Source organism: Glutamicibacter sp. AGC46, from assembly GCF_053543715.1.
In genome coordinates, this window is sequence record NZ_JBLVOJ010000009.1 from 193,612 (window position 1) to 206,547 (window position 12,936).

Annotated in this window: 12 protein-coding genes; 8 read left to right on the top strand and 4 right to left on the bottom strand. The window is 64.4% G+C overall.

Features of this window, described 5'->3' with window-relative positions; all coding sequences use genetic code 11:
* The first annotated feature begins 50 nt into the window (after window positions 1-50).
* The 6 genes from mmsA to galE all read left to right on the top strand — a co-directional run bounded on the left by mmsA (window position 51) and on the right by galE (window position 7,123).
* Entirely contained in the window at window positions 51-1,589 is a 1,539-nt protein-coding gene (mmsA, locus tag ACNPM8_RS04045) for a multiple monosaccharide ABC transporter ATP-binding protein (protein WP_105656524.1), read from the top strand.
* Window positions 1,586-2,767, top strand: a complete 1,182-nt coding sequence (mmsB, locus tag ACNPM8_RS04050; RefSeq protein ID WP_105656523.1) for a multiple monosaccharide ABC transporter permease — start codon at window positions 1,586-1,588, stop codon at window positions 2,765-2,767. The genes mmsA and mmsB overlap by 4 nt, the downstream gene beginning before the upstream one ends.
* A 94-nt stretch (window positions 2,768-2,861) precedes the next feature.
* Window positions 2,862-3,806, top strand: coding sequence for an aldose 1-epimerase family protein (locus ACNPM8_RS04055; RefSeq protein ID WP_448939333.1), 945 nt, complete (start codon window positions 2,862-2,864; stop codon window positions 3,804-3,806).
* 55 nt (window positions 3,807-3,861) lie between these two features.
* Window positions 3,862-4,971 carry a galactose-1-phosphate uridylyltransferase gene (galT, locus tag ACNPM8_RS04060; protein ID WP_448939334.1) on the top strand — a complete coding sequence of 370 codons (1,110 nt, stop codon included), beginning with the start codon at window positions 3,862-3,864 and terminating at the stop codon, window positions 4,969-4,971.
* Window positions 4,968-6,164 carry a galactokinase gene (gene galK, locus ACNPM8_RS04065; protein WP_448939335.1) on the top strand — a complete coding sequence of 399 codons (1,197 nt, stop codon included), beginning with the start codon at window positions 4,968-4,970 and terminating at the stop codon, window positions 6,162-6,164. The genes galT and galK overlap by 4 nt, the downstream gene beginning before the upstream one ends.
* Window positions 6,161-7,123 (top strand): UDP-glucose 4-epimerase GalE, encoded by a 963-nt coding sequence (galE, locus tag ACNPM8_RS04070; protein ID WP_105656519.1) that lies wholly within the window; start codon window positions 6,161-6,163, stop codon window positions 7,121-7,123. The genes galK and galE overlap by 4 nt, the downstream gene beginning before the upstream one ends.
* Before the next feature lie 33 nt (window positions 7,124-7,156).
* Here the strand turns inward: galE and ACNPM8_RS04075 are convergent, their stop codons facing one another.
* The 3 genes from ACNPM8_RS04075 to ACNPM8_RS04085 form a co-directional block, all read right to left on the bottom strand.
* Window positions 7,157-8,185, bottom strand: a complete 1,029-nt coding sequence (locus ACNPM8_RS04075; protein WP_426735927.1) for a Gfo/Idh/MocA family protein — start codon at window positions 8,183-8,185, stop codon at window positions 7,157-7,159.
* Window positions 8,186-8,717: 532 nt separating this feature from the next.
* Complete coding sequence (locus ACNPM8_RS04080) at window positions 8,718-9,512, bottom strand: carbon-nitrogen hydrolase family protein (RefSeq protein WP_426735929.1); 795 nt, start codon at window positions 9,510-9,512, stop codon at window positions 8,718-8,720.
* A gap of 75 nt (window positions 9,513-9,587) precedes the next feature.
* Window positions 9,588-10,616 carry an aldo/keto reductase gene (locus ACNPM8_RS04085; RefSeq protein ID WP_448939336.1) on the bottom strand — a complete coding sequence of 343 codons (1,029 nt, stop codon included), beginning with the start codon at window positions 10,614-10,616 and terminating at the stop codon, window positions 9,588-9,590.
* Window positions 10,617-10,809: 193 nt separating this feature from the next.
* Between ACNPM8_RS04085 and ACNPM8_RS04090 the strand changes: the two genes are divergently transcribed.
* Complete coding sequence (locus tag ACNPM8_RS04090; protein ID WP_448939337.1) at window positions 10,810-11,406, top strand: TetR family transcriptional regulator; 597 nt, start codon at window positions 10,810-10,812, stop codon at window positions 11,404-11,406.
* 13 nt (window positions 11,407-11,419) lie between these two features.
* Here ACNPM8_RS04090 and ACNPM8_RS04095 read toward each other — a convergent pair whose 3' ends face one another.
* The gene (locus ACNPM8_RS04095) at window positions 11,420-12,007 is read right to left on the bottom strand and encodes a TetR family transcriptional regulator (RefSeq protein ID WP_105656514.1); all 588 of its coding nucleotides are present in this window, start codon (window positions 12,005-12,007) and stop codon (window positions 11,420-11,422) included.
* 89 nt (window positions 12,008-12,096) lie between these two features.
* On the opposite strand from ACNPM8_RS04095, the gene ACNPM8_RS04100 reads away from it, so the two are divergent.
* Entirely contained in the window at window positions 12,097-12,867 is a 771-nt protein-coding gene (locus ACNPM8_RS04100) for an SDR family NAD(P)-dependent oxidoreductase (RefSeq protein ID WP_353615983.1), read from the top strand.
* Window positions 12,868-12,936: the final 69 nt, after the last annotated feature.

The following is a 12,936-nucleotide window of genomic DNA, read 5'->3' on the forward strand; positions in this document are numbered from 1 at the left end:
CCCGCCCACCGGATGCACCGCTCACAGCACACACCAAGGACGTCTGCACTATGGACACCACGATCCTGCACATGCAGGACATCACCAAGACTTTTCCCGGAGTCAAGGCGCTGGACGGCGTCAACCTTTCGGTTAGCAAGGGCGAAATCCACGCTATCTGCGGAGAGAACGGCGCCGGAAAATCCACCCTCATGAAGGTGCTCTCCGGGGTCTACCCGCACGGCAGCTACGAGGGCCAGATCATTTTCGAAGGCGAAGAGCTCAAGGCCTCGAACATCAAGGACTCCGAAGCCCAGGGCATCGTGATCATCCACCAGGAGCTGGCGCTGGTGCCGTACCTGTCGGTGGCCGAGAACATCTTCCTCGGCAACGAAACCGCGCGCGGCGGCTTCATCGACTGGAACGAGACCAACCACCGCGCCGCGGACCTGCTGGCCCGCGTGGGCCTGGACGAACTGCCGGTCACCCCGGTAGGCCAGCTGGGCGTGGGCAAGCAGCAGCTGGTGGAAATCGCCAAGGCGCTGAGCAAGAACGTCAAGCTGCTGATCCTTGACGAACCGACCGCCGCGCTGAATGACGACGACTCCGAGCACCTGCTGAACCTGCTGCGCGGACTGCGTGAACAGGGCATCACCTCGATCATCATTTCGCACAAGCTCGGCGAGATCGAGGACATTGCCAACACCACCACCATCATCCGCGATGGCCAGTCCATCGAGGCGCTGGACATGGCCGATCCCGAGTCCAACCAGAACCGCATCATCCGCGGCATGGTGGGCCGCGAACTGTCCTCCCGCTACCCGGAACGCGTACCGCAGATCGGCGACGTGGTCTTCGAGGTCCAGGACTGGTCGGTCCAGCACCCGGTCCAGCAGGACCGCACCGTGGTGGAAGGCGCCAACCTGGAGGTCCGCGCCGGCGAAATCGTCGGCATTGCAGGACTGATGGGCGCCGGGCGCACCGAATTGGCGATGAGCATCTTCGGCCACAGCTATGGCCGGAACATCACCGGCACGGTCAAGATGGACGGCAAGCCGGTGGACACCTCCACCGTGGGCAAGGCCATCAAGGCCGGCATCGCCTACGTTTCCGAGGACCGCAAGAAGTTCGGGCTGAACCTGATCGAGGACATCCGCGTGAACACCACCGCGGCCGGCCTGGACAAGATCTCCTCCAAGGGCTTCGTGGACGGCAACAAGGAGATCCAGATTGCCGAGCACTACCGCAAGTCCATGCGCATCAAGACCCCGAACGTGATGGCGAAGGTCGGGAACCTCTCGGGCGGCAACCAGCAGAAGGTCGTGCTGGGCAAATGGCTGCACACCGCACCCGAGCTGCTGATCCTCGACGAGCCCACCCGCGGCATCGACGTCGGCGCCAAATACGAGATCTACACCATCATCAACGAGCTGGCGGCTGCCGGCAAGGCCGTGCTGGTGATCTCCTCCGAACTGCCAGAGCTCTTGGGCATCTGCGACCGCATCTACACCCTGGCCTACGGCCGAATGACCGGCCAGCTGCCCAGCAGCGAAGCCACCCAGGAACGCCTCATGGAACTCATGACCATCGAGAAGGAAAGCACCCGATGACCATCACAAGCGAGCTGAAGGATATCTTCACCAAGAACCTGCGCACCTCGGGCATTTACATTGCCTTCGTGCTCATCGTGGTGCTGTTCACCATCCTGACCAACGGGCTGCTGCTCAGCCCGATCAACATCACCAACATCATCTTGCAGTACTCCTACGTGCTGATCCTCGCCCTGGGCATGATCCTGGTGATCGTCGCCGGGCACATCGACCTGTCGGTCGGCTCCCTCGTGGCGCTGACCGGTGCGGTCTCCGCGGTCATCGTCATCAAGGGGGATCTGCCCTGGTGGGTCGGCATGCTCGCCGGCATCGCCGTGGGCGCCCTGTGCGGCCTGTGGCAGGGCTTCTGGGTGGCGTACGTGGGCATTCCCGCGTTCATCGTGACCCTGGCCGGCATGCTGCTCTTCCGCGGCCTGACCTACGAAGTGCTGAGCAACGTGTCGCTCTCGCCGTTCCCCGGCGAATACGGCCAGATCGCCGGCGGCTTCCTCAACGGGCTGCTGGGCGGCAACGGATTCGACCTGTTCACCGTGATCATCGGCGTGATCGCCGTGGCCGGACTGTTCGTTTCGCAGTGGCGCAACCGCGCTGGACGCGCCAAGTACGGCCAGAGCGTTGAATCCATGGCCATGTTCCTGGCCAAGAACATCATCTCGGGCATCATCATCCTCTGGTTCTTCTGGCAGATCGCCACCAGCCGCGGCATGCCGATCGTGCTGATCATCCTGGCTGCCCTGATCCTGGGCTACCACGTGCTGACCACCAAGACCGTTTTCGGCCGCCACGTCTACGCCATCGGCGGCAACCTGTCCGCCGCGAAGCTTTCGGGCGTGAACGTGAAGAAGATCAACATGTGGATCTTCATCAACATGGGCCTGCTTTCGGGCGTGGCCGGCGTGGTCTTCTCCTCGCGTTCCAACGGCGCCCAGCCGGGTGCCGGCAACATGTTCGAGCTGGACGCCATTGCGGCCTGCTTCATCGGCGGCGCTTCGACCACCGGCGGCGTGGGCCGGGTGACCGGCGCGATCGTCGGCGGCCTGGTGATGGCGGTGCTCTCCAACGGCATGCAGCTGATGGGCGTGGGCGCCTCCACCCAGCAGATCGTCAAGGGCGTTGTGCTGCTTCTGGCAGTCGCCTTCGACATCTACAACAAGCGCCGCGCGGGCGCTGGCAACTAGCCTGCCGCTGGTGCCATGGGCCCACCCGCACGCGATTGCGGGAGGGCCCATGCGTGCCCGACGTTTTTGATGGCCCAGCAAGAAGGATGAAGACATGGACCGCCTCGCACTGCCCCTGAAGGACACCGCCAATGGAACGGTGCTGACGCTGCAAGCCCATGGCTTCACCGCGCAAGTGGCCACGGTGGGCGCCACCCTGGTTTCGCTCCAGTACGGCTCCCGCCCGCTGGTGCGCGCTTTCGACCCGCACGGGCCGCGCCCGGTTTTCGCGGGCGCCATCCTGGCCCCGTGGCCCAACCGGGTGATCGACGGGGCCTACAGCTGGGAAGGCCAAGAGCTGCAGCTGCCGGTCACCGAGCCGGAGCGCGGCCATGCCCTGCACGGCCTGGTGATCGATACCGGCTTCGAGATCATCGAGCACCGTGCCGACTTCGCCCAGCTGCGCACCGTCATCGCCCCGAGCGCCGGCTATCCGTACGAGGTGCAGCTGGTGATCGGCTACCGGCTGGAGGCCGGCGGGCTGCGCACCGTCGCTGCCGCCACCAACCTCGGGACGGGCACCGCGCCCTTCGGCTGGGGTTCGCACGCCTACCTGGTCGCCCCGGGCAAGAAGGCGGATGAATGGACCTTCACCCTGCCAGCTGGCAAGGTGCAGCTGACCGAAGGCCCGCGCCTGCTGCCGCGCGACACGGTTCAGGCCGCCGGCACCGAGCTGGATTTCCGCACCCCGAAGCCCATCGGGGATCTCTTCATCGACCATGCCTACACTGGCCTGGCTGCCCGCGCGGACGGTTCTTTCCGCGCGGAGATCACCGAGGCCGGGGGCGTCGGATCGCACATCACCTGGGACGAAGCCTGCCCGTGGGTCCAGATACACACCGCCGACCGCGATGATCCGGCCCTGGACCGCACCGGCCTGGCCATCGAGCCGATGACCTGCCCGCCGGGCGGCTACAACTCCGGCCAGGACGTCATCGCCCTGGCACCGGGCGCCAGCCACGAAGCCAGCTGGCTGATCGGCCCGGTCCAGCCGCGCTAGCACCGCAGGCGCCACCCACCTTTGGAACCACCACGAGTCAACTGGAGAGATTGCAATGCCGCAGGGCTCCGCAGCACATGAACCGACCCACCGGGTCCATCACCTGGCCGATGGCCGCGAGGCGATCTTCTTCGCCGACGCCAATGCCGCCGTGCCCGAACCGGTGGCCGACACCCGGCCGCTGGATCCGCGCGGGGAGCCTGGCGAACTGCGCTACGACCGGCTGACCGGGGACTGGGTGGCCGTAGCGGCCCACCGCCAGTCGCGCACCTACCTCCCGCCCAAGGAAGAATGCCCGCTGTGCCCCAGCGTCCACGGGCGGCAGAGCGAAATCCCTGCCGAGGACTTCAACGTGGTGGTTTTCGAGAACCGCTTCCCGTCCCTGGGCCCGGCACTGGGCCGGATTCCAGCGGCCGCACCGGTGCAGCAGCCGGCCCCGGCCTACGGGCGCTGCGAGGTCGTGGTGTTCACCCCCGAGCACACCGGTTCCTTCGCATCGCTGGATGATGCCCGGGCGCGCACCGTCATCGAGGCCTGGGCGCAGCGCACCGCCGCCCTGTCCGCCATGGAGGGCATTGCGCAGGTGTTCGTGTTCGAGAACCGCGGCCAGGATATCGGCGTGACCCTGCACCACCCGCATGGGCAGATCTACGCCTACCCGTACCTGGCGCCAACCGCCGCCAAGATGGCCGGCCAGGGCATCGCGCACCTGGAGAAGACCGGGCGCACCCTGATGGGCGACATCCTGGACTTCGAGCGCAAGGAGGGCACGCGCATGGTCGCCGAGGGCGAGCACTTCTCCGTGTTCGTGCCCTACGCGGCCCGCTGGCCGCTGGAAGCGCACCTGGTGCCGCACCGCCACGTGCCGGACTTCGCCGCGCTCAATGCGGACGAAAAAGCCGAGCTGGCCGTGATGTACCGGGACCTGCTGCGCGGATTCGACGCGCTGTACCCGATGCCCACCCCGTACATCGCCGCCTGGCACCAGGCTCCGCTGGAGCCCGTGGCCCGCAAGGCCTCACGGCTGCACCTGCAGCTGACCAGCCCGCGCCGGGCCGCTGACAAATTGAAGTTCCTGGCCGGATCGGAAGCTGCCATGGGCGCTTTCATCAACGACGTCCCGGCCGAGCAGACTGCTGCACGGCTGCGCGAGGTCATGCCATGAGCCGCAGCGGAACGAAGGAAACCGCGGTGCGCGTCAACGCCCTGCGCGAGAAGTTCACCAAGGCCTACGGCCACCACCCGGAAGGCATCTGGCGGGCCCCGGGACGGGTGAACCTGATCGGCGAGCACACCGACTACAACATGGGCTATGTGCTGCCCTTCGCCATCGACAAGAACGCGCTGGTGGCCGTGCGCCGCAAGTCGCAGCTGGAGCCGGGCAGCCAGGTGCTGGATTTCGCCTCCACCTACGGGGTGGGCGGCGAACCGCCGGTCACCTCCATTACCCTCGATGAGCTGGTGCCCCGCGCGGTGCCCGGCTGGGCCGCCTACCCGGCCGCCGTGCTGTGGGCGCTGAGCCAGCTCGATGGCGTGCAGATTGGCGGGCTGGAGCTGATGGTGGACTCCGATGTCCCGGTGGGCTCGGGCTTGTCCTCTTCGCATGCCCTGGAAGTGGCGACCATCGTGGCGCTGGACGATCTCTACGGCCTGGGCCTGTCCAAGGTGCAGATGGCCCAGCTGACCCAGCGTGCCGAGAACGAATTCGTGGGTGCTCCGACCGGGATCATGGACCAGAGCGCCTCGCTGATGTCCCATGCCCAGCATGCGCTGTTCCTGGATTGCCGATCCATGGAATCCCAATCCGTGCCGCTGCCGCTGGCGCAGCATGACGCGGTGGTCCTGGTCATGGACACCCGCGTAGAGCATTCGCACGTGGATGGCGGCTACGCCGCCCGTCGCACCAGCTGCGAGCAGGCCGCCGCGGTGCTGGAGGTAGCATCGCTGCGCGAGGTGCACAGCATCGAAGAGCTGGAGGCCATTGGGGACCCGGTAGCCAAGCGCCTCGCCAAGCACATCGTGACCGAGAACCGCCGCGTCCTGGATACTGTCCGCGCGCTGCGCGAAGGCGACCTGCCCGCGGTGGGCAAGCTGCTTTGCCAGTCGCACGAATCCATGCGCGACGACTACGAGATTTCCAGCGAGGAACTGGACGCCGCCGTGGAAGCGGCCATGGCGGCCGGGGCGATCGGAGCCCGGATGACCGGTGGCGGTTTTGGCGGCAGCGCCATTGCCTTGGTCAAGCGCGAGCAGATCGAACCGGTCAGCCAGGCCGTCCGCGAAGCCTTTGACCAGGCCGGCTATGTCGAGCCGGCCATTTTCACCGTAATTGCAGACGAAGGAGCAGGCCGGGCATGAGTTGGCTAGTGACCGGCGGAGCCGGATATATCGGATCCCACGTGGTGCGTTCGCTGTCCGCGGCAGGCCTTGAGCCGGTCGTCGTGGACTCGATGTCCAGCGGGGTGCACGGCTTCGTTCCCGAACAGGTGCCGTTCTACCAGCTGAACATCCTGCAGACCGAAAAGCTCGTGGAAATCATGAAGCGCCACGAGGTCACCGGGGTCATCCACTTGGCCGGCTACAAGTATGCCGGCGAATCGGTGAAGCACCCGCTGCTGGCCTTCGAGCAGAATGTCACCGGCACCGCGCACCTGCTCGAAGCCATGGCGTCCTCCCGCGTGCACAACATGGTCTTCTCCTCCTCGGCAGCCGTCTACGGCACCCCGGACGAAGATGTGGTGACCGAATCCACCGGCACCTTCCCCGAATCCCCGTACGGACAGAGCAAGCTCGTGGGGGAATGGCTGATCCGCGACCAGGCGGTGGCTACCGGGCTGAAGCACACCTCGCTGCGCTACTTCAACGTGGTCGGCTCGGGCAGCGAAGAACTCTACGATGCCAGCCCGCACAACCTGTTCCCGCTGGTCTTCCAGGCGCTGAATGCCGGAAAGACGCCGAAGATCTTCGGCACCGACTACGACACCGAGGACGGCACCTGCGTGCGCGACTACGTGCACGTCGCCGACCTGGCGCTGGCGCACGTGGAGGCGGCCAGGAAACTGGAAGCCGGCGAGGTATTGGAGCCGGTCTACAATTTGGGCTCCGGCGATGGCGTCTCGGTGCGCCAGATCATGGATGCGGTAGCGAAGGCCACCGGCATCGGTTTCACCGCGGTGGAAGAAGCGCGCCGCCCGGGCGACCCGGCGCGCATTGTCGCCGACGGGAAGCTGGCCGCCCGCGACCTTGATTGGCAGATGCGCCATAGCCTGCAGCAGATGGTCCACAGCGCCTGGAAGGCTTCGGCCCAGCGCGGCTGATTGCGCCAAGCTGAAGCGCAGCGGCCTGGGAAACTAGCTGGTGCGCAGCGTGGCCGCGATCTGATCCATGGTCTGCGCAATCGCCAGCGATTCAGCCAGCGGCATGACCGGGGATTCGGCCAGGCCCAGGGCAATGCACTGGGCCACGTGGGCCGCTTCCCAGCCCAAACCGGCAGTAGGCGAGGTTTCCGTGAACTCGCGGCTGTCGGCGATCTTGCCGTCGGCACTGCGCAGCACCAGCCCGGAACCGCAGCAAATCGGGCGCTGGAGTTCCAAGGTGCCCTGCGTGCCGGCAATCCATGCGCCCTGCGGCGAATCGGTTTCGATGCTGCTGAAGACCGTTGCCGTGGAACCGTCTTCATTGGAGAGTACCGCGGTGAAGGTAGCGTCAACCCCGGTCTTGGCCGTGCGTCCCGAAGCGTGCAGGAGCTGCTTGGCAGGGGAGACCATGGCGCTGAAGGCAATAGGGTAGACGCCGACATCCAGCAGGGCCCCGCCGCCGAGCGCCGGGTCGTAGATGCGCGAGTCGTAGTCGACCTCGAACTTGGCGCCGAAATCAGCCTGAACGGTGATGATCTGCCCCAGGATTCCGGACTTGACGACCTGTGAAACCACATTGCCGATGGGCAGGAATCGTGACCACATGGCTTCCATGGCGAAAACTCCGGCAGCCTTGGCCGCCTCGATGATCCGGGAAGTTTGCCCGGCGTCCAGGCTCATTGGCTTCTCCACCAGGACATGCTTGCCCGCGGCGATCGCCTCGAGCGCAAGTTCTGCGTGGCCGCTGTGCGGGACGGCGATGTAGACGACGTCCACCCCAGGGTCCCCGAGCACCTCGGCATAGGAGCCGAAGGCCCGGGTTCCGGCGTCTCCGTAGGTGCGTGCGAACTGCTCGGAGCGGGCCAAGGTGCGCGAGCCGACTGCTGCGAGCCGGCTGGCGGTCAAGTCGTTCAGCGATGCGGCAAACTGCGAGGCGATCCACCCCGGCCCGAGGATGCCCCAATTCAGCGCAGGAGCCGAGGAGGGATGGGGCAGCGTGGATTCGGGTAAGGCTAGTGGCACTGAAGGCTCCGATGGCAGGAAAAAATCATGGTGGATCCTAATCAGACTAGTGGAAGGCGCAAGGCGGGGGAAGAGCCATATTCCAACGACTATTCACCGATCAGAAGCATCTTGGGGATGGCGGTTCGTGAACCCAAAGCATCATTGGAGGATCAGTGTGCATCCTCGTCACCGCCAAGGCAGCGTCCGGGCCACGGCTAGCATGCCGGCAGGCGAGCTGCCAGTAGTGCTGGCCATTCATCTGGCGACCGCAACACCGCTACGCTTCTGCCGCGCTTTCGCTGAATTCGCGACTAGATCCAGCGGAATATCCCTGCTATCGCGCAGCGGGCGGGCGGTAGCCTCGCGGGCTTCTCGCACTTAGCGGTGGGCCATGGCATCGAAAAGCGCACGGGCGGAAACTCGGATTGGGCGAGCACATCCCCTCAAGGGTCCTGCTGGAAGCGCGCAGTAATATCCGGGATCCCATCCTCGCCGCCGGCGCCAGCGATGGGCTGGCTGGTAAGCCTCAATTGCTGAGCCAACCGCCTGGCTACAGGTCGACCGCGTTGGCCAGCACCGGTAGCTGCTTGCGAGCGGCCTGGACCTGACTGAGATCCAGATCGACTACCAGCAGCTCGGGTTCTGCACCGGCCCGGGCAATAATGCGTCCTAGCGGATCAACCACCACCGAATGCCCGACGCCCAAAGGCGCGGTACCGGTGATCTTGCGTCCAATGCTTTCAGGATCAGCCTGGTCCACTGCCACCACGAACGTCGTCGCGTCCAAGGCGCGGGCCTGCGCAAGGGTGGTCCACTGCTCGGCCTTGCCCTCGCCCTGGCCCCACGAAGCGCTGACGATATTGACCGCTGCACCAGCCTTCGCATGGCGGGTGAACAAGCGCGGGAACCGCAAGTCGTAGCAGGTGGCCAAACCGATCGTCGTTCCCTCATGCTCGAACTGCACCGGAGAAGTTCCGGGCGTCACCGAATCCGACTCGGCATAGCCGAAGGCATCGTAGAGGTGGATCTTGTCATAGTGGGTAACTACGCCTTCACCGGCGACCAGCAAGGTGTTGCGTACCCGGCCGCCTTCACCGGGGGTGAACATGCCCACGGCAATGGTGATGCCTATATCCCGCGCCTGCTGGCGGATCAGTGTAGCCCAGGGCCCATCCAGGGGTTGCGCGTACTTGGCGAGATCGTGGCCGAAGGAAACCTGCATGGCCTCGGGGAAGACCACCAGCGAGGCGCCTGCTTCCTTTGCCCGGCGCGCATGATCGCGCACTGTTACCAGATTGCGCTGCGGATCAGCGGTGCTCAGAACCTGCGCCAAAGCGATTCTCATGGGATAGTCCTTTCCTGCTGCCAGCTGCTGGCTATGCGCTACCTTCACGACTCTACGCAGTAGCGATCAGCGAAGCTACATCCGGGCCATCTGCACCTCTTCACGGCTCTTGGACACCGACATCACGTCCTTTTGGCGCTCACCGTCCACCTGGGCAGCCAAGGCATCCAGCTGCGACATTGATTCCAGGGATAAGCGGACATCCAGCGCCCCCAGATTATCCTCGAAGTGCGCGCTGAAGCGGGTCCCCGGAATCGGGGAGACGGCCACATTGAATGCGCGTGCTTTTTCATAAACCCACGCCAGTGACACCTGGGCGGTTGAAACACCTTCGCGCTGGGCCACCTCCGCGATGACTTGCCGCAATGGATGGTTGTGCTGCATGCGGGCCGCTTCGAAGCGCGGGAAGTTATGGCGGATGTCGTTGGCTTCAAGCTGCTGCAGGGAATCAACTTCTCCGGTGAAGTACCCGCGACCCAGCGACGCGTAGGTCACCAGGCCCACGCCGAGTTCACTGGCGGCTGGCAAGAGCCATCTTTCGATGTCCCGGCTGAAAATCGAGTACTCCATCTGGATCGCGGAAATTGGATGCACCTTGTGGGCTCGGCGCAGCTCCTCGGAAGTCACTTCGGACAAGCCGATGTGCCGGGCCTTCCCTGCTTCGACTAGCTCCTTGTAGGCTCCGACAGTCTCCTCGATTGGCACCCGGGAATCCACCCGGTGGTAGTAGTACAGGTCAACGTGGTCTACGCCCAGCCGCTGCAGGCTCGCATCCATGCATTTCTTGATGAAGTCCGGGTCGCCATTAGCGCGTGGGTCTCCCGGATTCTTCGGACGCACGATGCCCGCCTTGGTTGCCAGGTTGACTTCGCCGCGACGGGTTTTGAGCACCTGCGAGAGCAGGGTTTCGTTGTGCCCTTCGCCGTAGATGTTGGCGGTATCCAGGAACGTGACGCCGCGATCAAGAACATGGTTCAAGGTGCGCAGGGATTCGGCATCGTCGGCCGATCCGTAGGGCCCGCTCAGGGACATGCAACCAAAACCCTGCGAGGTGGCTTCCAACCCCTGGCCGAGGTCGATGCTGTTCGCGATCTGCTGTGCCATGGTGGTCCTTCGAGTAGTCAGTTTCTCTCTTCTTGAGCCTAGCGAAGCAGGATTCAGCGGTCATCATGTTCCGTGATTTATTGAGTTCCGTGAACTGCGGCCGAAACGACACACCGTAGCTAAAGTGGCAATGACCAGTATAAAGAGACTGTGTCTCACTTCTGCCCTTGAATCTCAGAGTAAAATTCTTGCCATGGGAAGCGTGGTTCGCGATCGAGTGCGCGAAAAGATGAAAGTCGAGTTGGCGGAACAGGTTTATGCCGTGTTCGCCGAACGCGGCATGGAGAACGTCACCGCCCAGCAGGCAGCCCAGGCAATCGGAATATCCCGTGCCACGTTCTTCCGGTACTTCTCGTCAAAAGAGGACGCGGTAGTTACTGCGTTGCGTTCCATGACCGCGCACTTCTCCGACATGGCCAGCTCCATGTCTTCGCATCCGGGCGAGAGCTTGTTGGAACTTTTGCGCCGCAGCTTTGAATCGGCAGTAGTATTCGCTGAGCAGGATCCGGTGGCGATGCAGGGCCGCATTGAGCTGGTCAGGAGCACCCCTGCGCTCCGGGCCAGCTGGCAGGAATCCCGGCGAGAGCAGCAGGTAGCGCTGGCCCAGGCGCTGTCGCCGTTCTGCGCGAACCAGCGGCTGGCTGAAACCGCCGCGTTGCTGGGTCTGGCCCTTTACGACCATGCACTGACCCGTTGGGTTGGGGAGGCGGGCAGTACGCTTCGCGAGATCCTCGATGAAGCCTTCGACTTCGCGGCCATGATCGATGACAACTGGGCGGAGAAGCGCTAGCAACCGCTACAGGCTACGGCAAGCGAAGCACCTTGATCGCCTCGGCCAAGTACGGTTCCGGGCTGGGGTCAGCAGATTGCGCCCAGCTGATCCATGCTGCAAAAGTCACCGTGCCGAAGGCCAGCGCCAGATAGGGCGCCGTCTGCGCGCTGACCCCGCCTTCCGAGAAATGCCGCAGCACCCGCTCGTTGTCCTTGCCCATCCGCATCGAGGCCTGGGCCAGGAGCTCGGGCTGGTCAGCGATAAGCCGCAGGCGTCCTCGCGTGACCTCCGGATCCGGCAGCGAATCGAAAGCTGCCACCGCAGCAGCGTGCATGGCACCCACCAGGTCGTGGCCCTCCTGCTTCGCCGAGGCGAAGGCGCCGTCTGAAATGGCCGAAGCTTCCAGCAGGCCGCCCCACACCAAATCCGCCTTGGAAGCGAAATAGCGGTAGAGGCTCTTGCGTCCGATTCCCGCTTCTTCGGCAATTTGCGCCATCGAGACTTCGCCATAGCCATGCTTGGCGAAGAGCGCCAGGGCGGTGCGGGCCACGGAGTCGGGATCAATGGACTGCGGGCGCCCAGGCAGGTGCGTGGCAACGGAATCTCGGGTGTCAGGCATATCCCAATTATGGCCCATTGAGTTAAGACACAGTGTGTCATAACATGAAACTACCAATTCATCGGCAACCAGAAGGAACGGTTATGGGCATGGAAAACGCATGGCAGGAAAAGGTCACCGCAGAACGTTTTGCCGGCAAGACAGTGGTGGTCACTGGCGCCGGTTCGGGCATCGGCAAGGCCACCGCGCTGCGCGTGGCCAAGGAAGGCGGCAAGGTGATCGCCGCGGACATCAGCCGCGAACGGCTCGATGAGCTTGTTGCCGAGAACCCGGATCTGGACGTTGCCGTTGTGGCCGGCGACATCACCGACCAAGCGGTAGTGGACCAGGTAGTGGCAGCTGGCGAGGGGCGGATCGATGCGCTGGCCAACGTCGCCGGCATTATGGACAAGTTCGAGCCGATCCACGAGATCGAGGACTCGACCTGGGAACGGGTCATGAATGTGAACGTCAATTCCGTTCTGAAGCTGACCCGTTCCGTGGTCCCGCTGATGCTCGAGGCCGGCCAGGGCAACGTGGTCAATGTGGCTTCGGAAGCTGGCCTGCGCGGCTCGGCCGCCGGCGTCGCATACACGGCCTCGAAGCACGCGGTCATCGGCATGACCAAGAACTCGGCTGTCATGTACGGCAAGAAGGGGCTGCGTTTCAACGCAGTGGCTCCGGGTGCGGTGCAGACCAATATCGAGGCTCCAATGGCCTCCGAATTTGCCCAGCAGGTGATCCCTCCGCTGATGGGCATCATTCCGGGCATGGCTACCGCAAGCCAGCTCGCCGCCTCGATCACCTTCCTGCTCAGCGAGGACAGCACCAACATCAACGGCGTGGTCCTGGCTTCGGATACCGGCTGGAGCGCCATCTAGCAAGGCCTGCCTGGAGACGAGTTTCCCTGCCAGCAGGTGGAACGGCCATCGGGCGGGGTGCACTGGAAA